This is a genomic window from Methylobacterium sp. Leaf87 (assembly GCF_001422775.1).
Classification (GTDB): Bacteria; Pseudomonadota; Alphaproteobacteria; order Rhizobiales; family Beijerinckiaceae; genus Methylobacterium.
In genome coordinates this window covers 105,888-124,835 of sequence record NZ_LMMI01000061.1, presented here as the reverse complement: position 1 = coordinate 124,835, position 18,948 = coordinate 105,888, and the positions used below count along the sequence as shown (strand labels likewise).

Annotated in this window: 21 protein-coding genes; 15 read left to right on the top strand and 6 right to left on the bottom strand. The window is 69.2% G+C overall.

The window, feature by feature from the left end; all coding sequences use genetic code 11:
- Positions 1-56 precede the first annotated feature (56 nt).
- A complete protein-coding gene (locus ASF22_RS22365) occupies positions 57-731 on the bottom strand; it encodes a ClpXP protease specificity-enhancing factor SspB (RefSeq protein ID WP_056174465.1) in 675 nt (224 codons plus the stop codon).
- Between the two features lie 300 nt (positions 732-1,031).
- Between ASF22_RS22365 and ASF22_RS22360 the strand changes: the two genes are divergently transcribed.
- The 6 genes from ASF22_RS22360 to ASF22_RS22335 all read left to right on the top strand — a co-directional run bounded on the left by ASF22_RS22360 (position 1,032) and on the right by ASF22_RS22335 (position 7,345).
- A complete protein-coding gene (locus ASF22_RS22360; protein WP_244474397.1) occupies positions 1,032-1,841 on the top strand; it encodes a CPBP family intramembrane glutamic endopeptidase in 810 nt (269 codons plus the stop codon).
- Between the two features lie 90 nt (positions 1,842-1,931).
- Entirely contained in the window at positions 1,932-2,726 is a 795-nt protein-coding gene (locus ASF22_RS22355; protein ID WP_056268483.1) for a thymidylate synthase, read from the top strand.
- Entirely contained in the window at positions 2,726-3,223 is a 498-nt protein-coding gene (locus ASF22_RS22350; protein WP_056268480.1) for a dihydrofolate reductase, read from the top strand. Before ASF22_RS22355 ends, ASF22_RS22350 begins: the two co-directional genes overlap by 1 nt.
- Before the next feature lie 345 nt (positions 3,224-3,568).
- Positions 3,569-4,729 carry an FtsH protease activity modulator HflK gene (hflK, locus tag ASF22_RS22345; protein WP_056174470.1) on the top strand — a complete coding sequence of 387 codons (1,161 nt, stop codon included), beginning with the start codon at positions 3,569-3,571 and terminating at the stop codon, positions 4,727-4,729.
- Positions 4,726-5,673, top strand: a complete 948-nt coding sequence (locus ASF22_RS22340; RefSeq protein ID WP_056174472.1) for a protease modulator HflC — start codon at positions 4,726-4,728, stop codon at positions 5,671-5,673. Before hflK ends, ASF22_RS22340 begins: the two co-directional genes overlap by 4 nt.
- 136 nt (positions 5,674-5,809) lie before the next feature.
- Positions 5,810-7,345 (top strand): DegQ family serine endoprotease, encoded by a 1,536-nt coding sequence (locus ASF22_RS22335; protein WP_082483951.1) that lies wholly within the window; start codon positions 5,810-5,812, stop codon positions 7,343-7,345.
- A gap of 58 nt (positions 7,346-7,403) precedes the next feature.
- Here the strand turns inward: ASF22_RS22335 and serB are convergent, their stop codons facing one another.
- Positions 7,404-8,300 carry a phosphoserine phosphatase SerB gene (gene serB, locus ASF22_RS22330; protein WP_056268477.1) on the bottom strand — a complete coding sequence of 299 codons (897 nt, stop codon included), beginning with the start codon at positions 8,298-8,300 and terminating at the stop codon, positions 7,404-7,406.
- Between the two features lie 17 nt (positions 8,301-8,317).
- On the opposite strand from serB, the gene miaA reads away from it, so the two are divergent.
- Complete coding sequence (gene miaA / locus ASF22_RS22325; protein ID WP_056268476.1) at positions 8,318-9,280, top strand: tRNA (adenosine(37)-N6)-dimethylallyltransferase MiaA; 963 nt, start codon at positions 8,318-8,320, stop codon at positions 9,278-9,280.
- Here the strand turns inward: miaA and ASF22_RS22320 are convergent.
- Entirely contained in the window at positions 9,258-10,124 is an 867-nt protein-coding gene (locus ASF22_RS22320) for an NAD(P)-dependent oxidoreductase (RefSeq protein WP_056174477.1), read from the bottom strand. The two genes, miaA and ASF22_RS22320, sit on opposite strands and share 23 nt — an antisense overlap.
- 77 nt (positions 10,125-10,201) lie before the next feature.
- Positions 10,202-11,344, bottom strand: coding sequence for a GTP 3',8-cyclase MoaA (moaA, locus tag ASF22_RS22315; protein WP_244474396.1), 1,143 nt, complete (start codon positions 11,342-11,344; stop codon positions 10,202-10,204).
- 96 nt (positions 11,345-11,440) lie between these two features.
- On the opposite strand from moaA, the gene ASF22_RS22310 reads away from it, so the two are divergent.
- From ASF22_RS22310 to ASF22_RS22280, 7 genes are all read left to right on the top strand, one after another.
- Positions 11,441-11,932 (top strand): DUF971 domain-containing protein, encoded by a 492-nt coding sequence (locus ASF22_RS22310; protein ID WP_056268470.1) that lies wholly within the window; start codon positions 11,441-11,443, stop codon positions 11,930-11,932.
- A gap of 24 nt (positions 11,933-11,956) precedes the next feature.
- Positions 11,957-13,333, top strand: coding sequence for an MATE family efflux transporter (locus ASF22_RS22305; RefSeq protein ID WP_056268610.1), 1,377 nt, complete (start codon positions 11,957-11,959; stop codon positions 13,331-13,333).
- A gap of 198 nt (positions 13,334-13,531) precedes the next feature.
- Positions 13,532-14,104, top strand: coding sequence for an iron transporter (locus tag ASF22_RS22300; protein ID WP_056175007.1), 573 nt, complete (start codon positions 13,532-13,534; stop codon positions 14,102-14,104).
- An 11-nt stretch (positions 14,105-14,115) separates the two neighbouring features.
- Positions 14,116-14,448 carry a cupredoxin domain-containing protein gene (locus ASF22_RS22295; protein WP_056175011.1) on the top strand — a complete coding sequence of 111 codons (333 nt, stop codon included), beginning with the start codon at positions 14,116-14,118 and terminating at the stop codon, positions 14,446-14,448.
- Between the two features lie 29 nt (positions 14,449-14,477).
- Positions 14,478-15,878: a 4Fe-4S binding protein gene (locus tag ASF22_RS22290; RefSeq protein WP_056268607.1), complete on the top strand. Its 1,401-nt coding sequence runs from the start codon at positions 14,478-14,480 to the stop codon at positions 15,876-15,878.
- Between the two features lie 40 nt (positions 15,879-15,918).
- The gene (locus ASF22_RS22285) at positions 15,919-16,743 is read left to right on the top strand and encodes an FTR1 family protein (protein WP_056268467.1); all 825 of its coding nucleotides are present in this window, start codon (positions 15,919-15,921) and stop codon (positions 16,741-16,743) included.
- 16 nt (positions 16,744-16,759) lie between these two features.
- The gene (locus tag ASF22_RS22280) at positions 16,760-17,131 is read left to right on the top strand and encodes a tRNA-binding protein (protein WP_056268464.1); all 372 of its coding nucleotides are present in this window, start codon (positions 16,760-16,762) and stop codon (positions 17,129-17,131) included.
- 1 nt (position 17,132) lies between these two features.
- Here ASF22_RS22280 and ASF22_RS22275 read toward each other — a convergent pair whose 3' ends face one another.
- Together ASF22_RS22275 and ASF22_RS22270 are read right to left on the bottom strand one after the other, a co-directional pair.
- Positions 17,133-17,468, bottom strand: a complete 336-nt coding sequence (locus tag ASF22_RS22275) for a DUF167 domain-containing protein (protein ID WP_056268462.1) — start codon at positions 17,466-17,468, stop codon at positions 17,133-17,135.
- Positions 17,465-17,854, bottom strand: a complete 390-nt coding sequence (locus tag ASF22_RS22270; RefSeq protein ID WP_056268459.1) for a tautomerase family protein — start codon at positions 17,852-17,854, stop codon at positions 17,465-17,467. The genes ASF22_RS22275 and ASF22_RS22270 overlap by 4 nt, the downstream gene beginning before the upstream one ends.
- 202 nt (positions 17,855-18,056) lie before the next feature.
- On the opposite strand from ASF22_RS22270, the gene ASF22_RS22265 reads away from it, so the two are divergent.
- Positions 18,057-18,941, top strand: a complete 885-nt coding sequence (locus ASF22_RS22265; RefSeq protein ID WP_056174490.1) for a CoA ester lyase — start codon at positions 18,057-18,059, stop codon at positions 18,939-18,941.
- Positions 18,942-18,948 lie beyond the last annotated feature (7 nt).

The following is an 18,948-nucleotide window of genomic DNA, read 5'->3' as shown; positions in this document are numbered from 1 at the left end:
CGCGGCACCGACAGAGGGGAAAACACCGGCCTCCGAAAGGCCGGTGTTCCGGTGGTTCAGCTCTTCTTACGGAACGCGTCGAGGCTGACGACCTCGGCGCTGGCCTCGGTGCCCTCACCCTCGGCCTTCTTCGAAGCGGACGCCTTGCCGACGGACAGCTTGGCGGCGGGCTTGTCGGCTTCGTCCGCGTCCTTGTCGCTCTGCGCCGGCGCGGTGGCGGGACCGATCTTCGGCACGCTGGAGCCGATGGCCGCCAAACCCGTGCCCTTGGGCTTCAGCTCGCTCGGCTCGGAAGCGGCGCCGCGCGGGGCGGTCTTGCCGGTGGCGAGCGGTGTGACGTCGTCGTCGACGGCCTCGACGGCCTCCTCCATGCCCTCGGTGAGGTCGAACTTCAGGCCGAACTGGACGGAGGGGTCGAAGAAGCCCGAGAGCGCGTCGAACGGCACCAGCAGACGCTCGGGCACGCCCGAGAACGACAGCCCGACCTCGAAGGTGTGCTCGTTGACGCCCAGATCCCAGAACTGGTGCTGGAGCACGATGGTCATGTCCTGCGGGTACTTCTCGCGCAGGCGCTGCGACATCCGCACGCCGGGCGCTTCCGTCCGGAAGGACACGTAGAAATGATGCTCGCCCGCGAGCCCGTCCCGGGCCGCGTCGGTGAGCACCTTGCGCACGACGCCGCGCAGGGCGTCCTGCACCAGAAGATCGTAACGGATCAGATCGTCTGCCATCTGCGGTCGCTTATACCCGGTGCCTGGCCGCCGTCGCGCGCCCAAGGGCACACCGGGGTCGGATGAAAATCGAGCGGAGCGCCGTTGCCGGGCCACTCCGATAATGCCTGTCCGGCCTCGACCTTCCGCTGGAACCCGGAGCCTGTCCAGACCGCATGCGATGCGTCCAAAGGCCCATGGTTCTGATGGAAGGTGCCGGGTACCGTCGCGCGGTCGGAACGCCCCTCCGACACGGGGACCACGCCGCGCCATCGCTGACGCGTCGTCTGTCGCCTGAACATAGAGAGAGTCAGGCCGCTTTTGAAGCCCGATCCGCGCGTCCTCGCCGAACCCGACGACCCGGCCGCCATCGGGCGGTGGCCGGCGATCGGGCGGGCCGGGCTCGCGATCGCCACCATGGTGCTGTGGGTCGCCTTCCTCCTCGGCGCCGCGAGCGTGATCGCCCTGGTGATCGTCCGGGTCGGCGCCGATTGGATCGACGGGCTCGATCCGTTCTCGGCCGCCGGACGCGGTCCCCTGCGCCCGCGCCAGTTCGCCGTCCGGGCCCTCGCCCTCGATGCGGTCCGCCAGGGCATCCTCGCCCTCCTCGTCCTGGCCGCCGCCCGCTGGGCAGCCGGCCCCGACTGGCGCCGGATCCTGGCCCTGTCGGCCCCGCGCGATGCGCGCCTGCCGCGGCGGACCTTCGGGTGGCTCCTCGTCGCCTGGCCCATCGTCCATATCACCTGGGTCACGGGGACCGGGGCGATGTTCGGCGCGCCGGTGGCCCGCCACGCCACCCTGTCGCCGTCCCTGCTCGCCGTGGGCATCGTCCTGTGGCTCGCCACCGTGGTGGTGTTGGCGCCCGTGGCGGAGGAACTGCTGATGCGGGGCTTCGTCTTCGCCCGCGGTCTGACCCGCGCCGGTCCGGTCGTCACCATCCTCACCACCGCCGGGCTGTTCGCGGGTGCGCACGTCAACGCCTTCGGCCTCGCCCGGCCGGTCTCGCTCCTGCCGCTGGCGTTGATGCTCGGCTGGCTGCGCTGGCGTGGCGGCCGGCTGTGGCCGTGCATCCTCCTCCACGCCTGGAGCAACCTCGCCATGATCGCCTGGGTGCTCTGGCCCGAGGGATGAGGATCGTTAGGGACAATCCGCGCGGACGGCGCGGATGATCTCGCCTCGACGACCGGGACCCGTTATTCGAGAACCACAGTCGGAGCCGCGATGCACGCCTATCACCAGCTTCTCCAGCGCATCCTCGACGAGGGCGTCCGCAAGGACGACCGCACGGGCACCGGAACCCTTTCGGTGTTCGGCCACCAGATGCGGTTCGCTCTCGCGGACGGCTTCCCCCTGGTGACGACGAAGCAGCTGCACCTGCGCTCCATCATCCACGAATTGCTGTGGTTCCTCACGGGCGACACCAACGTGCGGGCGCTCCAGGCCAATGGCGTCACCATCTGGGACGAGTGGGCCGATGCGCAGGGCGACCTCGGTCCCGTCTACGGCCGGCAATGGCGCTCCTGGGCCAAACCCGACGGTGGCGGCGTCGACCAGATCGCCTGGGTGCTCGACGAAATCCGCCGCAACCCGGATTCGCGCCGCCTCGTCGTCTCGGCCTGGAACCCGGCGGACCTCGACCGGATGGCGCTGGCGCCCTGCCACTGCCTGTTCCAGTTCTACGTCGCCGAGGGGCGGCTGTCGTGCCAGCTCTATCAGCGCTCGGCCGACGTGTTCCTCGGTGTCCCGTTCAACATCGCCAGCTACGCCCTGCTGACCGCGATGATCGCCCGGGTCACGGGATTGGAGCCCGGCGACTTCATCCATACACTGGGCGACGCCCACCTCTACGTGAACCACCTCGATCAGGCCCGCCTGCAGCTCACCCGCGAGGAACGCCCACTGCCGCGCCTTGAGCTGAACCCAGCGGTGACCAGCCTGTTCGATTTCCGTTTCGAGGACATCGCCATCGAAGGCTATGCGCCGCACCCCGCCATTCGTGCGCCGGTAGCGGTCTGATGGCGCAGCCCCGCATCACCCTACTGGCCGCGGTCGCGGAGAACGGTGTCATCGGCCGCGACAACGGCTTAATCTGGCGCCTGCGCAGCGACCTTCAGCGGTTCAAGGCGCTCACCCTCGGCAAGCCAGTGGTGATGGGCCGCAAGACCTACGAGTCCATCGGCCGCCCCCTGCCGGGCCGGCGCATCCTGGTGCTCACCCGCGATCCGGGCTTCACCGCACCCGGTATTGAAACCGTGGGGAGCTGGAAGGAGGCCGTGGACGCCGCCGTCCCGGCCGGGGAACTGATGGTGGCCGGGGGCGGCGAGATCTACCGGCTCGCCCTGCCGCAGGCCGACCGCATCCACCTGACGGAAGTCGCCCTGGCGCCGGAGGGCGACACGGTGTTTCCGCCCTTCGACCGCGCCGCCTTTCGCGAGACCCTGCGCGAGGCGCATCCGACGGGCACGCACGACGCTTGCGCCTTCAGCTTCGTCGATCTGGAACGGATCGCGTGAGGCCGGCGGACCGGATCTCGCCCCGCAAAGGCCCGCGATCCCAGACCCCGAGCCCCGCGACCCAATGCGCAAAGGTTCCCCCGGCGGTTGTCTTTCGGATCGGCGATGCCCAAATGCCGTAGAGGTCCGTAACGGCATCGTTCGGCCGCCTTCGGTCCAACCTTGACAGGACGGCGGGCGGGCTCGCAGGTGGTGCGGGTCGATCGGGGCCGTCCGACACTCCTGTCCACGCGATGGAGTAGAGTTCGCGCTGGGTGACAGTGTGAACGAACGGCGCGAGTGGGCTTCGTGCCCGGTGAGCTTTGTGCGGCGAACACGCTGCTGGAACGGGAGATATCGGCGAGCATGCCTTGGAGCAATCAGAGCGGCGGCGGTAGCGGCAACGGGGGAGGGCCCTGGGGCCGGGGCAGCGGCGGCAATGGCGGCGGGGGTGGCCCGTGGGGAAGCGGCGGCGGGGGCGGCGGCGGCAAGACGCCCCAGGACCTCGAGGAGTTGCTCCGGCGCGGCCAGGATCGCCTGCGTGGCGTGTTGCCGGGTGGTTCGATGGGTGGCGGACGCGGCATTCTCATCGCGGCCGGACTCGTTGCAGCGGCATGGCTCGTCACGGGCTTTTACACGGTGGCCCCACAGCAGGTCGGCATCGAAACCATGTTCGGGCGCTATACCGGCACCACCGGTCAGGGCCTGAACTACGTATTTCCCTATCCCATCGGGGCCGTGACCAAGCCGAATGTCGGACAGGTCAACAGCATTCAGATCGGTTACCGGGCCGGCCCGCAGGGTCGCAGCACCGATAAGGCCGACGAGAGCCTGATGCTCACCGGCGACGAGAACATCGTCGACCTCGACTTCGAGGTGCAGTGGCGGATCAATCCGCTGAAAGCGTCGGACTTCGTGTTCAATCTCGAAAACCCCGAAGGCACCATCAAGGCCATCGCGGAAAGCGCCATGCGCGAAGTCATCGGCCGCCGCAACATCCAGGCGATCCTGACGAACGAGCAGTCGAGCGTCGCCCAGGAGGTCAAGGAGCTGACCCAGAAGGCGCTGGACGAGTACGGCGCCGGCGTCCGCATCGAAGTGGTCCAGCTCGTCGCCGTGAACCCACCGCCGGAAGTGCGTCCCGCCTTCATCGACGTCAACGCCGCCCAGCAGGACGCCGAGCGCGCCCAGAACGAGGCCCGCACCTACGCGAGCCGCGAGTTGCCGCAGGCCAAGGGTAAGGCCGCGCAGATCGTACAGGCCGCCGAGGCCTACAAGACCCAGGCCACCGCCGAGGCGACCGGTCAGGCCGCCCGCTTCCAGCAGGTCTACGATTCCTACAAGGTCGCCCCGGTTATCAGCCGCGAGCGCATCTTCCTCGAAACGATGGAGCGGGTCCTGGGCTCGGTGAACAAGGTGATCATCGATCAGAACGGCACCGGCGTGAACAATGCCGGCGCCGGCGTCGTCCCCGTCCTGCCGCTCACCGAGTTCGGCGCCCGCAGCACCGGTGGAGCCGCACGATGAACAACCCCGCAATCCGCACCGGCCTCATGATCGCGGCGGCGGCCGTCTTCGTTCTGCTCTACGCCTCGGTCTTCACCGTGGGCCAGATGCAGCAGGCTCTCGTGCTTCAGTTCGGCCGCGTGCGCGCCGTCCTGAACCAGACCGGCACCGACAAGCCGGGCCTGTATTTCAAGGTGCCGTTCTTCGACAACGTCGTCCTGTTCGACAAGCGGGTCCTCGACCTCGACCTGCCCGTGCAGACCCTCCTGACGGCCGATCGCCAGAACCTCGAAGTGGACGCCTTCGCCCGCTACCGGATCATCGATCCGCTGAAGTTCTACCAGTCGGCCAACAACATCCTGCGCGCCAACACCCTGCTCGCCAGCTTCACCAACTCGGCCCTGCGCAACGTGCTCGCCCGCTCGACCCGGGACGCCATCGTGCGGACCCAGCGTTCGGACCTGATGAACCAGATCCAGGGCGACGTGAACCGGCAGGCCAAGGAGCTGGGCGTCGAGATCGTGGATCTGCGCATGACCCGCGTCGATCTGCCGGCGCAGAACAGCACGGCCGTCTATCGGCGCATGACGACGGAGCGCAACCGCGAGGCCGCCGACATCCGCGCCAACGGCGACCAGATCGCTGCGACCATCAAAGCCAAGGCCGACCGCGACGTGACCGTGCTGATCTCCGAAGCCAACCAGACTTCCGAGACCCTGCGCGGCCAGGGCGACGCCGACAAGAACCGCATCCTCGCCGCCGCCTACGGCAAGGACGCCGACTTCTTCAGCTTCTACCGGTCGATGCAGGCCTACGAGACCGGGCTGAAGGGCTCCGACACCCGCCTCGTGATCTCGCCGTCCTCGGACTTCTTCCGCTACTTCAGCGATCCGCAGGGGCGGTCCCCGGCCACCGCCGCGCGTGGTGCGACCGATGCGGGCGCGACGGGTTCGGTCGGGCGCTGAGCCTGCCGATCTCTCGTCGAAGAACGATCAAGCGGCCGGCACCTCAGTGCCGGCCGTTTTCGCAAGGGCACAAGCCCCCTTGATCGTCGGGCCTGGGGGACGATCTAAGAGCAACGTTTCAGCCAAGAGGTCGATCATGGATTCCGTCGCGCGCGCTGCTCCCGCGCCCCGCCTGCGAGCGCTGCGCCGCTCCCTGTGCTCGGTCCTCGTCGCCGTCAGCCTGGCGACCCCGCTCGGCGTCACCGGCCTGTCCCAACCCGCCTATGCCAAGGGCCCCGAATCCCTGGCCGACCTCGCCGACCAGGTGACGGACGCCGTGGTGAACATTTCGGCCTCCACCACCGTCGAGGCCCGGCCCAACACCCGCAGCGGCCCGCAACTCCCGCCCGGAACCCCGTTCGAGGATCTGTTCGAGGAGTTCTTCAGCAAGCGCGGCGGTCGCGGTGGCGGCGGTGGTGACGGAGAGGCGCCGCGCCAGCAATCGCGCAAGTCGAACTCGCTCGGCTCCGGCTTCATAATCGACGCGTCCGGCATCGTGGTGACGAACAACCACGTCATCGGCGACGCCAACGACATCCAGGTGATCCTGCACAACGGCACCAAGTTGAAGGCCGAGATCATCGGCAAGGACCCGAAGATCGATCTCGCGGTACTCCGGGTGAAGCCCGATGCCGACAAGCCCCTGAAGGCCGTGCCTTTCGGTGATTCCGAGAAGATGCGGCCGGGCGACTGGGTCATCGCCATCGGCAACCCGTTCGGCCTCGGCGGCTCGGTCTCGGCCGGCATCGTCTCGGCACGCGGACGCAACATCGAGTCCGGTCCGTACGACAATTACATCCAGACCGACGCCGCCATCAACAAGGGCAATTCCGGCGGACCGCTGTTCAACATGAACGGCGAGGTCATCGGCATCAACACGGCGATCCTGTCGCCCACGGGCGGCTCCGTCGGCATCGGCTTCGCCGTGCCCTCGGCCACGGCGTCCCAGGTCATCGATCAGCTGCGGGAGTTCGGCGAGGTCCGGCGCGGCTGGCTCGGGGTGCGCATCCAGAACGTGGACGACGCCACCGCGGAGGCCCTCGGCCTCAAGGGCGGCGCCCGCGGCGCCCTCATCGCCGGCGTCGACGAGAAGGGACCGGCGAAGGTCTCGGGCCTCGAAGTCGGCGACGTGATCACCAAGTTCAACGGCACGGCGGTGAAGTCGTCGAGCGATCTGCCGCGCATCGTCGCCGCGACCCCCGTCGGCAAGATCGTCGAGGTGATCGTGGTGCGCAAGGGCGCCGAGACGACGAAGTCCGTCACCCTCGGCCGCCTGGAGGACAACGAGAAGCCGCAGCTCGCCAATGCCCGCCAGCCCGAGGCCGAGAGCGCCGTGCGTCAGGCGCTCGGACTGAACCTCTCGAACCTCACCGACGATCTGCGCCGCCGCTACGGCATCAAGGACAGCCTCAAGGGCGTCGTCGTGATGCGGGTCGATCCGAATTCGACCGCCGCCGACAAGCAGATCAAGCCCGGCGAACTCATCGTCGAGGTCGGTCAGGAGCCGGTGAACAGTCCGGCCGAGGTGACGAAGCGCGTCGAGCAGCTGCGCAAGGAGAACCGCAAGTCGGTCCTCCTCATGGTGGCGAGCGCGTCCGGCGACGTTCGCTTCGTGGCCCTCGGCCTCGAATAACCCTCGACGCGGCAAGCCCTCCGAGAGAGGCCGTCGTCCCCCCGGACGGCGGCCTTTTTCAGTTCACGAACTCGCTCGCACCATACCCTTGCAGGTACAGGAGGGCGGTGAGATCGCCGTGGTCGATGCGGACATGAGCCGCGGCCGCGACGGCGGGCTTCGCCCGGAACGCGACCCCGAGCCCCGCCTCGCCGAGCATGTCGAGGTCGTTTGCGCCGTCCCCCACGACCAGGGTTTCGGCCGGGTCGAGGCCGAAGCGGCTGCGCAGGTTGATGAGGGTGGCCCGCTTCGTCGCCTTGTCGACGATGGGCTCCTGGACGGTACCCGTGAGCCGGCCGTCCGCGACACCGAGCGTCGTCGCATGGGCCTCGTCGAACCCGATTTTTTCCGAGACCGGCCCGGTGAACAGGGTGAAGCCGCCGGAGACGAGGCAGGTGTGGGTGCCGTGCGCCTTGCACGTCTGCACCAGGGTCCGGGCGCCCGGCATGAGGGTGATGCGTTCGGCGATCAGGCTGTCGATGACACCGACCGGCAGATCCCGCAGGAGCGCGACCCGCTCGCGCAGGGCCGGAGCGAAGTCGATCTCCCCACGCATGGCCCGTTCGGTGATGGCCGACACCTGATCCCGCAGGCCCACGGTGTCGGCGAGTTCGTCGATGCATTCCTGCTGGATCATGGTCGAATCCATGTCGGCGAGGAACAGGCGCTTGCGCCGGTGCGGGCCCGCGGGCAGCACCGCGACGTCGAAGGGCTCGCACGCGAAGGCCGCACGCAGGCGCCGGGCGAGGGTGGGCGCATCGGCGGCGGCGCCCGGCACCAGCACCTCGGCGGCGACCTCGCCGTGGAGGATGCGCGGCTGATGTTCCGTGCGCAGCACCCGGCGGGTCTCGGCCAGGACCGCATCGGTGATGGCGGGACGCGCCGCGTTTGCTATCAGGATCGCGACGAGGGACATCCGGGAGCTTCCACGCCTTGCCGCCGGTCACGGACACAACACACGCGCACGGCCGGCCGGCGGCCATCCTCATCGCAGGGCCGACCGCCTCCGGCAAGTCGGGCCTCGCCACCGCCCTGGCGCGCCGGTTCCGGGGCGTGGTGATCAACACCGATTCCATGCAGGTCTACGGCGATCTCAGGCGCCTCTCGGCCCGGCCGAGCGAGACGGAGGCGGCCCTCGCGCCCCACCGCCTCTACGGCCATGTCGATGGCGCGACCAACTATTCGGCCGGACATTTCGCCCGGGAGGCGGCCGCGCTTTTCCGTGCGGTGCGGGCGGAGGGCCGCCTGCCGATCTTCGTCGGCGGCACCGGACTGTACTTCCGCGCCCTGGAAGAGGGGCTGTCGGAGTTGCCGGCCGTGCCCGACGCCGTGCGGACCGCGATCCGGGCCGAAGCCGAGGGCAGGGCGACCGAGGCCCTGCATGCGGACCTCGCCCTCCGCGATCCCGGCGGCGCCGAGGCCCTGCGGCCGAGCGACCGGGCCCGGATCATGCGGGCCCTCGAGATCCTCGCCGCCACGGGAAAACCCATCGCCAGCTTCCAGGGTAGCCGGACGCCCGGTCCCCTCGCGGGGCTGCCGCTGCTGAAGCTGTTCCTCGCCCCCGAACGCGCGGCGCTCCGCGCGGCCATCGACGCCCGGTTCGCCGCGATGCTCGCGGACGGCGCCCTCGACGAGGTCGCGGCCCTGCGAGAACGCCGCCTCGACCCGCTCCTACCGATCATGCGTGCCCACGGCGTACCGGGCCTGATCGCCCACCTCGACGGGGTCATCGACCGGGCCGAGGCGATCCGGCGCGGACAAGCCGACACGAGGCGCTACGCCAAGCGTCAGTTCACCTGGTTCCGCCACCAGATGGGACCGGACTGGGAATGGACCGCCCCGGAGGCGGCCCAAACCCACGCCGAGGCGCGGCTTACTTTTCCAGACGGGCGATGAGGCTCGACGTGTCCCAACGGTTGCCGCCCATGCCCTGGACGTCGGCGTAGAACTGGTCCACCAGGGCCGTCACCGGCAGCTTCGCGCCGTTGCGGCGCGCCTCGGCCAGCAGGATGCCGAGATCCTTGCGCATCCAGTCCACGGCGAAGCCGAAATCGAATTTCTCCGCGTTCATGGTCCGGCCGCGATTCTCCATCTGCCAAGAGCCGGCGGCGCCCTTGGAGATCACGTCGAGGACGGCGTCGACGTCGAGTTCGGCGCGCTTGGCGAAGTGGATCGCCTCCGACAGCCCCTGCACCACGCCCGCGATGGCGATCTGATTGACCATCTTGGTGAGTTGGCCCGAGCCCGACGGGCCCATGAGGCGGCTCGCCTTGGCAAAGCACAGGATCGCGGCCTCGACGCGGGCGTAGGTCGCGGCGTCGCCGCCGCACATCACCGTGAGGGCCGCGTTCTCGGCTCCCGCCTGACCGCCGGACACGGGAGCGTCGATGAAATGAAGGCCGGCGGCGCTGGCGATCTCGGCGAGTTCACGGGCGACTTCGGCGGAGGCCGTGGTGTGGTCGACGAAGACCGCGCCCTTCGTCATGCCGGCGAACGCGCCGTCGTTCCCGAGGGTCACGCCGCGCAGGTCGTCGTCGTTGCCGACGCAGGCGAAGACCACCTCCTGGCCCTCGGCAGCCTGACGCGGGGTCGGCGCCGCCGCGCCGCCATGGGCCTTCACCCAGGCTTCCGCCTTCGATGCCGTCCGGTTGTAGACGGTGACGTGATGGCCGTGCCGGGCGAGGTGCCCCGCCATCGGGCCACCCATCACACCGAGGCCCAGGAACGCGACCTTCGCCATCAACCGTCTCCACCGTTCGAACGCACGCTGGACGGGGGTCTAAGTGGGCGGGGGCGAGGGGTCAAACCCCTCTGTCTTCAGCCGCCGGTGACGCTCATGTGGCGCGGCACCGCCGCCGGGCGGGCCCGCTCGATGACGAAGTCATGGCCCTTCGGCTTGCGTGCGATGGCATCCACCACAGCCTGCGTGACGAGGGCATCGTCCGGAGAGGCGCGGAGCGCCGCGCGGAGATCCGCCGCGTCCTCCTGGCCGAGACACATATAGAGCTGACCGGTGCAGGTCAGGCGTACGCGGTTGCAGCTCTCGCAGAAATTATGGGTGAGGGGCGTGATGAAGCCGAGGCGCCCACCGGTCTCCTCCACGCGCACGTAGCGCGCCGGACCACCGGTGCGGTCCGGAAGGGGGGTCAGGGTGTAGCGATTCTCGAGGCGCGCGCGGGCCACCGACAGGGGCAGGAACTGATCGGTGCGGTCGCCCTCGATCTCGCCGAGGGGCATGACCTCGATCAGGGTCATGTCCATGCCGTCGCCGTGCGCCCAGGCGATCATATCGGCGATCTCGTCCTCATTGACGCCCTTGAGCGCCACGGCGTTGATCTTGACCTTGATGCCGGCGCGCCGGGCCGTCGCGATGCCGTCGAGCACCACCTTGAGATCGCCGCGACGGGTCACGGCCTTGAACTTGGCGGGGTCGAGGGTGTCGAGGGAGACGTTGACGCGCTTGACCCCGAGGTCGGCGAGTTCGGGCGCGAAGCGGCCGAGCTGCGTTCCGTTCGTGGTCATGGTCAGCTCCTCCAGCGCGCCCGTGCCGAGATGGCGGGACAGGCGGCGGAACAGATGCATGATGTCACGCCGCACCAGGGGCTCGCCCCCGGTGATGCGCAGCTTCCTCACCCCGCGCCCGATGAACACCGCGCACAGGCGATCGAGCTCCTCGAGGCTGAGAAGGTCGCGTTTCGGCAGGAAGCTCATGTCGTCGGACATGCAGTAGACGCAGCGAAGGTCGCAGCGATCCGTCACCGAAATGCGCAGGTAGGTGATCGCCCGCTGGAACGGGTCGATCAAGGGCGCGGGCGCGGACAAGGGCGCAGACGCAGGCTTGGACAAGGGCGCGGGGACAGGCGTCACGGGCGCGTCGTCGGTGCGTGGACCCCACATGCGAAACTCTGAACCCTGGTCTGGGGAAGGCACTGGCGTTTGGTCGCGTGACGAACCTAGCATGAAGAAGCATATGAGGTCTTGCACCCGCGCGGGCAAGCGCGCACCGGGGCGACGTGTCCGCACGTGGAACCACCCCTTCCACAAGGAGACTGCCACATGGACCAGCAGACCCCCGCTCAACGAACCACCGCACCCGCTCCGGTCGCATCGGAGCGCTGGCCGACGGAGATCCGGCTGTCGGGCGACAAGCGCAGCCTCATCGTCGCCTTCGAGGATGGCGGGCGCTTCACCCTGCCGGCGGAATACCTGCGGGTGTCGAGCCCGTCGGCCGAGGTCCAGGGCCACTCCCCGGCGGAGCGCAAGGTGATCGGCGGCAAGCGCGAGGTCGCGATCCTCAAGGTCGAGCCCATCGGCAACTACGCCGTGAAGCTCACCTTCGACGACATGCACGACACCGGCCTGTTCGGCTGGGGCTACCTCTACGACCTCGGCCGTGAATACCGGAACCGCTGGGCCACCTACCTATCGGAGCTGGACGAGCGAGGCCTGACGCGCGATCCCGCCATGCGGCCGGCGAAGAAGCCGGCCGGGACTCCGACGGAGAGTTCGGGTGGCGGCAGTTGCGGCACCGGGTGCGGCTGTCATTGAGGGCATATCGATGAGGGCATGCCGATGAGCGTCCGCGGAGCCCACCCCGCACCCGCCACGAACCGGCGCGTCCTGTCCCTCGCTCTGCCGATGACGGTCGCCAACGTCACGACGCCGCTCCTCGGCTTCGTCGGTGCGGCGGTGATCGGACGGCTCGGCGATGCGGCCCTGCTCGGCGCCATGGCGCTCGGCGCCGTGATCTTCGACGCGATCTTCTGGTCGTTCGGCTCCCTGCGCATGGCGACCGCCGGCCTGACGGCGCAGGCGGTGGGCGCCCGCGACGGCGCGGAAGTCGACCGCACCCTGGCGCGGGCGCTCGCCGCAGGTCTCCTCGTCGGCCTCGTCATCGTGATCCTGCAAGGGCCCATCGGGCAGGGCGCCTTCGCCATCAGCGGCGCGAGCCCGGCGGTGATCGCCGGGCTGTCGGACTATTTCCATATCCGCATCTTCGCGGCGCCCTTCACCCTGGCGAACTACGCCATCCTGGGGTCCGTGCTCGGCCGCGGCCGTACGGATCTCGGGCTCGTGCTCCAGATCGCCATCAACCTCGTCAACATCGCCCTGACCCTCGCCCTCGTGCTCGGCGCGGGCATGAGCGTCGCGGGCGCGGGCCTTGCCACCCTGGTGGCCGAGGCGGTCGGAACCGGGCTGGGGCTCCTCGTCCTCGCCCGACTCGGCTCCTATCCGTTCGGCGTGCCATGGCGGATCGTCGCCGATCCCCTGGCGCTCGCCCGGATGCTCAGCGTCAACGCCGACGTCATGATCCGCACCCTCCTGCTCGTCGCCTGCATCGCGGCGTTCTCGGCCCTCGGCGCACGCTCCGGCGACGTGGTGCTCGCCGCCAACGCCGTCCTGTGGAATCTCTTCATGATCGGCGGCTTCTTCCTCGACGGCTTCGCCACCGCCGCCGAGACCCTGTGCGGACAGGCCGTGGGCGCCCACGACGAGGCGGGCTTCCGCCGCGCCGCGCGCCTGAGCCTCGCCTGGTGCCTCGCCTTCGGGGCCGCCATCGCGGGCCTGTTCCTCGTGACGGGTGGGGCTTTCATCGACGCGGTGACGACGAACCCCGAGGTCCGCGAGACGGCGCGGACCTACCTCGTCCCGGCGGCCCTGGCGCCCCTCGTCGCCGCGCTCCCCTTCGCCTTCGACGGCATCTACATCGGCGCCACCTGGACCCGTGCCATGCGCAACCTGATGATCGGGGCCAGCGTCACCTATGGCCTCGCCCTGCTGGCGTTCCACGCGCTGGATCTCGGCAATGCCGGCTTGTGGGCCGCGTTCCTACTGCTGCTGGGCGGCCGTGGCGTCGGTCAGGCCCTGGCCTATTCGGGCCTGACGGCGCGGACGTTTTCCCCAGCGGTCAAGCCGGGACTGCCCGCGCCGGTACGGCAGGTTGCGTGACCGTAATCGCCCCTCGGGCTGAAAGACCAGGAACCAATAGATCGGACGCGAGCACCCACTTTGTTTCGAAAAGATCCAACCACCGTCGAATTAGAATGATTCCGATGTAACAATGTGACGAAGAAGCCTCTTTGCTTGCTTGTGTGGCTGGTCTACGCGCTCGATACCCTGCGCGAAGCTCCGATGTGCGAGAGATCCATGACCGCCCGCTCCATCACCGCCCGATGCTTGCCGTCCCTCCTCGTCGCCGGCTTCCTCGCCGCCGGTGCGGTCCTTCCCGCTCACGCGAAGGAGACGCCCATCGGTCCGCACGTGATCCAGAACGGGCTCGAAGTCGCCGCCGTCTACCTCCAGCCCATCGAGATGGACCCGCCGGACATGATGCGCGCCGCCGCGCAATCCGACCTGCATCTCGAAGCCGACATCCGCGCCGCCAAGGACAACCGCAACGGCTTCGCGGAGGGGGATTGGGTGCCTTCGCTCGCCGTCTCGTTCGAGCTGACGAAGCTCGACGGCGAGGCCGCCACGGGGCCGAAGGTGTCCGGCACCCTCATGCCCATGGTGGCCAACGACGGCCCGCATTACGGCGACAACGTCAAGCTGTCCGGGCCCGGCCGCTACCGCCTCAAGCTCACGGTGGCGCCCCCCGGGGCCGGTCAGCATTTCGGCCGCCACGTCGACAAGGAGACCGGGGTCGCCGAATGGTTCAAGCCGTTCGACCTGATCCAGGACTTCACCTTCGCGGGCATCGGCAAGAAGGGCGCGTACTGACCGTGGCCCGGCTGCCGAACCTCCTCGCCGCCGCAGCAACGGCCACCACCCTCGCGCTCGGGCATCCGGCCCGCGCCGAGGACCTGCCGGTCATCAAGGTCGAGATGCGCGACGGGGCGATCATCCCCGAAATCATCGAGGTGCCGGCCAACACCCGGTTCAAGCTCGAGATCACCAACACGGGCAAGAGCCCTGTCGAGTTCGAGAGCACCGAACTGAAGCGCGAGAAGGCGCTCGCCGCCGGCGCCACCTCGTCCATCGTGTTCCGCACCATCGATCCCGGTCGCTACGACGTGTTCGACGACTTCCACCCGGATTCCAAAGCCACTCTCGTGGCGAAGTAGGCAGCGAAACGGACCGAATGGCGAACCCCATGGCGGCATCGGCCTCCATTTCACCGGGCGAGGCCTGGGTCGATGCCAAGCTGGCCGGCCTCGGCCAGTGGCTCCAGCGCAACGGCGGCATCATCCGCACGATCCAATGGGTCGTCGTGGCGATCTACCTCGTCCTCGTCGCGGTCCCGGCCTTCCTGCCGCTCCCTGGACGCACGGCGCACCTGTGGAACGACCTCACGGTGTTCGCCCAGTTCGCGTTCTGGGGCATCTGGTGGCCGTTCGTGCTGGTCAGCATGGTGGTGGTCGGGCGCGCGTGGTGCGGCATCCTCTGCCCCGAAGGCGCCCTCACGGAATTCGCCAGCCGGTGGAGCCTCGGCCGCGCCGTGCCGCGCTGGCTCACCTGGGGCGGCTGGCCGTTCGTGGCGTTCGCCGGCACCACGGTCTACGGCCAGATGGTCAGCGTCTACGGCTACCCGAAACCGGTATTGGCCGTGCTCGGCGGTTCCACGGTGGCGGCCATCGCCGTCGGCCTGCTCTACGGCCGCAACAAGCGGGTGTGGTGCCGCTACCTCTGCCCCGTCAACGGCGTCTTCGCGGTCCTGGCCAAGCTCGCGCCGGTGAGCTTCCAGGTCGATCACGCGGCGTGGAGCGCATCGCCGAAGCCGAAGGGCGAGAGCTTCAACTGCGCGCCCCTGGTCCCGGTCAAGACCATGAACGGCGCCGGCGCCTGCCACATGTGCGGACGCTGCAGCGGCTATCGCGGGTCCGTGCGCCTCGCCCGGCGGTCGCCCACCCACGAGATCGTCAACGTCGCCGGCAACGAGCCGAGCCTCGACCAGACCGCCCTCATCCTGTTCGGCATGATGGGCCTCGCGGTGGGCGCGTTCCAGTGGTCGTCGAGCCCGTGGTTCATCGACGCCAAGCAATGGCTCGCCACGATCCTGATCGAGCGCGGCATCTCCTGGCCCCTGGAGACGACACTGCCGTGGTTCGTCCTCACCAACTACCCCGAGCACAACGACGTGCTCAGCCTCCTCGACGGCGTGCTACTGCTCGCCTACATCGTCGCCTCGGCCCTCATCCTCGGATCGTCCCTGTCGGGCTTCGTGGCCCTCGGCACCCGCGCCTTCGGGGCGTGGTCGACCCAGCGGTTCCACCACCTCACCCAGACGCTGATACCGGTCGCCGGCTGCGGCGTCTTCCTCGGCCTCTCGGCCCTCACCGTGACGTTCCTGCGCGGCGACGGTCTCGTCATCCCCTATGTCTCCGAATTGCGCGGCGGTCTCCTCCTCGGCAGCAGCCTGTGGAGCACCTGGCTCGCCTGGCGGGTGTCGGGGCTCTACGCGGCCGGCGCGCGCCGGATCGCCGCCACCCTCGCCATCGCGGCGGCCTGCGGCCTCTCGGTGTTCGGCTGGGTGCTGCTGTTCTGGATCTGGTAACCCGCGCGGCCCTTCGGCGCGCACAAAAGGATATCCCCGCATGATCGGCGCTTTCGTCATCGCCTTCCGCGAGGTCATCGAGGCCGGCCTCATCGTCGGCATCGTGCTCGCCGCGACACGCGGGATCAGTGGGCGCGGCCGCTGGATCGCCCTGGGTATCGTCGGGGGACTGGCGGGCGCCGCCCTCATCGCGCTGTTCGCGGAAAAAATCTCCGACGCCTTCGAGGGCGCCGGCCAGGACATCCTCAACGCCGCCGTGCTCATCGTCGCCGTGCTGATGCTGATCTGGCACAACACCTGGATGAGCAAGCACGGTCGCGAACTCGCCGGGGAGCTGCGCGCGGCCGGCGACAAGGTCCGCACCGGACAGACCACGGCGGCCGCCCTGGCCCTCGTGGTCGGCGCCGCGATCCTGCGCGAGGGCGCCGAGCTCGTGCTGTTCCTCTACGGCCTCGTCGCATCCGGCACCTCCGGGATCGATATCCAGCTCGGGGCGCTCGCAGGCGTCGCGGCCGGTGCCGCCCTGTCGGGGGTGAGCTATTTCGGTCTCGCCGCCATCCCGACCCGCTACGTCTTCTCGGTGACGAGCGCGCTGATCATCTTCCTCGCCGCCGGCCTCGCCTCGCAGGCCGCTCAGTTCCTGGTGAACGCGGGCGTCGTCACCGTGCTCGACCGCCCCCTGTGGAACACCACCGCAATCCTGCGGGAGGACAGCCTCGCGGGCCGCGTGCTCCACGCCCTCGTGGGCTACACCGACCGGCCGAGCGTCCTCCAGGGCCTCGTCTACCTCGGCACCATCCTGGTCATGGTCGCCCTGATGCAATGGTCGTCGGCGGACAAGCGCCGGCAGGTCCGGACGGCCTGAGGCGCGCGAGGTCGTCATGCACGTCAGCCCCACGCCCGACGCCCCGGCGGCCGAGACCATCGGATTCGACGCGTTCCTCGCCGTGGATATCCGGGTCGGCACCATCGTGTCGGCCGAGCCGTTCCCGGAGGCTCACAAAGCCGCCCTGAAGCTCGTCATCGATTTCGGCGGCGGCATCGGCCGGAAGCGGTCGAGCGCCCAGATCACCGAGCATTACCGGGCCGAGGACCTGCCCGGCCGTCAGGTCGCCGCCGTGGTGAATTTTCCGCCCCGGCAGATCGGGCCGTTCCGGTCCGAGGTGCTGACCCTGGGCTTTCCCGACGCCGACGGGGCGGTGGTGTTGTTCGCGCCGGACAAACCCGTGCCGAACGGCGGGCGCCTGTTCTGACTTATCGACGCAGGGGCGCGGCCGCGATCCACTCGCCGATGCGGCCGCTCAGAACGACGGGATCGCCCGCGAGCGCCACCACCTTCCGACGAGCCGTCTCGCCCGAGACGATGCGGATCTCGCTGCGCCGCAGCTCCAGGACCTCGGCAAAGTAGCCGATCAAGGCCGCGTTGGCGGCGCCCTCCATCGGCGGAGCAGCGACGCGCAGCTGCACGGCAATCCGTCTGTCAGCCCCGGCGACGAGACCGTCGAGGCCGGACCGCGCGGCGCGGGGGGTGAGCCGGACGGCGAGGCGCACGCCGTCCGCATGGGCGGTATAGGGGAGGGCCGGCGTCACAGCTCGCCCGTGAGGAACTGCGCCCGGCCGTGGCCGAACGACCAATCGGCGTCGCTGTTGACCATGCAGGACACCATCACGTCGGCCGGAGCGATGCCGCAGGCGGCCTCCAACTTCTCCGTGAGCAGGCGATAGAAATCCTGCTTCATCTCCTGCGAACGCGGGCGGGTGAACACCTGCACCACAACCACGTCCTTCGTGCGCGGGATGCCGAGGCCGGTATCCTCGACGATCATCCGCGACGGCTTGTGCTCGGTGACGATCTGGTAGCGGTCGCCGGCCGGCACCCGGAAGGCTTCCAGCATGGCCTCGTGGGCCGCATCGAGCAGGGTCTTCAGCTCGGCCTCGGTACGGCCTTCGATGAGATCGAAGCGGATCAACGGCATGGCACTCTCACTCTTCGGGATCGACGAGCCGCGGCAGAACGGCTGCCTTGCTTGGTTTCGTCGGCGACGTCGGGCGAGATCATAGCAGTCCCTGTCCGCCCGCGTCCCGATTCGGGGAAGGAACTGCCATTCGCGGGGCCGTGCGGGGTGCCCAGGCGCCGATGTTGCATTAAGGTGCGCGGCGATTTCACAGGAACCCGCGATGTCCGACCTCCGCCTCCGCCGCAGCGTGCTGTATATGCCCGGTTCGAACCAGCGTGCTTTGGAAAAGGCCCGGACCCTCGCCGCCGATTCGCTCATCCTCGACCTCGAGGACGCGGTGGCGCCCGACGCCAAGGAACTCGCGCGCGAGCAGGTCTGCGCGGCGGTCAAGGAAGGCGGCTACGGCAAACGCGAGATCGTCATCCGGGTCAACGCGCCCCAGACGCCCTGGGGTGAATCCGACCTCAAGGCGGCGATCCAGGCTCGACCCGACGCGATCCTGATGCCGAAGGTCTCCTCGCCCGCCGTGCTGGAGAGCATCGCCAACCACCTCGAAGCCCTGGAGGCGCCCGACAGCATCGCCGTCTGGGCCATGATCGAGACTCCGGCGGCCATCCTCAACATTCAGGACATCGCGAAAGCCCGGCGCGACCGGCGCACCCGGCTCACCGGTTTCGTGCTCGGCACCAACGATCTCGCCAAGGACACCTGGGCCCAACTCGTGCCCGGCCGCGTGCCGATGCTGCCGTGGATGATGTTCACCCTCGCGGCCGCCCGCGCCGAGGGTCTGATCATCCTCGACGGCGTCTGGAACGACATCGGCGATGTGGACGGCTGCCGCGCCGAGTGCCAGCAGGCGCGCGACCTCGGCTTCGACGGCAAGACCCTGATCCACCCCAACCAGATCGAGCCGGCCAACACCTGCTTCGCCCCCACGGAGGAGGAGGTGCGCCGCGCCCGCATCGTCATCGAGGCGTTCGACAAGCCCGAGAACCTGAAGCGCGGCGCCATCAAGATCGAGGGCCGCATGTACGAGCGGCAGCATATCGGCATGGCCCGCCGGGCCGTGAACTGGTCGGAGGCCATCGCGGCCAAGGGGCAGTAGGGGCGCC

Excerpts from the sequence above, each read along its gene's own strand:
- ASF22_RS22300 (WP_056175007.1), top strand. The coding sequence starts at position 13,532 with ATGACCGCCCGCTCCATCACCGCCCGATGCTTGCCGTCCCTCCTCGTC.
- ASF22_RS22285 (WP_056268467.1), top strand. The coding sequence starts at position 15,919 with ATGATCGGCGCTTTCGTCATCGCCTTCCGCGAGGTCATCGAGGCCGGC.
- ASF22_RS22270 (WP_056268459.1), bottom strand. The coding sequence starts at position 17,854 with ATGCCGTTGATCCGCTTCGATCTCATCGAAGGCCGTACCGAGGCCGAG.
- ASF22_RS22320 (WP_056174477.1), bottom strand. The coding sequence starts at position 10,124 with ATGGCGAAGGTCGCGTTCCTGGGCCTCGGTGTGATGGGTGGCCCGATG.
- ASF22_RS22340 (WP_056174472.1), top strand. The coding sequence starts at position 4,726 with ATGAACAACCCCGCAATCCGCACCGGCCTCATGATCGCGGCGGCGGCC.
- ASF22_RS22265 (WP_056174490.1), top strand. The coding sequence starts at position 18,057 with ATGTCCGACCTCCGCCTCCGCCGCAGCGTGCTGTATATGCCCGGTTCG.
- serB (WP_056268477.1), bottom strand. The coding sequence starts at position 8,300 with ATGTCCCTCGTCGCGATCCTGATAGCAAACGCGGCGCGTCCCGCCATC.
- ASF22_RS22310 (WP_056268470.1), top strand. The coding sequence starts at position 11,441 with ATGGACCAGCAGACCCCCGCTCAACGAACCACCGCACCCGCTCCGGTC.
- hflK (WP_056174470.1), top strand. The coding sequence starts at position 3,569 with ATGCCTTGGAGCAATCAGAGCGGCGGCGGTAGCGGCAACGGGGGAGGG.
- ASF22_RS22305 (WP_056268610.1), top strand. The coding sequence starts at position 11,957 with ATGAGCGTCCGCGGAGCCCACCCCGCACCCGCCACGAACCGGCGCGTC.
- ASF22_RS22355 (WP_056268483.1), top strand. The coding sequence starts at position 1,932 with ATGCACGCCTATCACCAGCTTCTCCAGCGCATCCTCGACGAGGGCGTC.
- ASF22_RS22290 (WP_056268607.1), top strand. The coding sequence starts at position 14,478 with ATGGCGGCATCGGCCTCCATTTCACCGGGCGAGGCCTGGGTCGATGCC.
- moaA (WP_244474396.1), bottom strand. The coding sequence starts at position 11,344 with ATGCTAGGTTCGTCACGCGACCAAACGCCAGTGCCTTCCCCAGACCAG.
- ASF22_RS22280 (WP_056268464.1), top strand. The coding sequence starts at position 16,760 with ATGCACGTCAGCCCCACGCCCGACGCCCCGGCGGCCGAGACCATCGGA.
- ASF22_RS22350 (WP_056268480.1), top strand. The coding sequence starts at position 2,726 with ATGGCGCAGCCCCGCATCACCCTACTGGCCGCGGTCGCGGAGAACGGT.
- ASF22_RS22335 (WP_082483951.1), top strand. The coding sequence starts at position 5,810 with ATGGATTCCGTCGCGCGCGCTGCTCCCGCGCCCCGCCTGCGAGCGCTG.
- ASF22_RS22365 (WP_056174465.1), bottom strand. The coding sequence starts at position 731 with ATGGCAGACGATCTGATCCGTTACGATCTTCTGGTGCAGGACGCCCTG.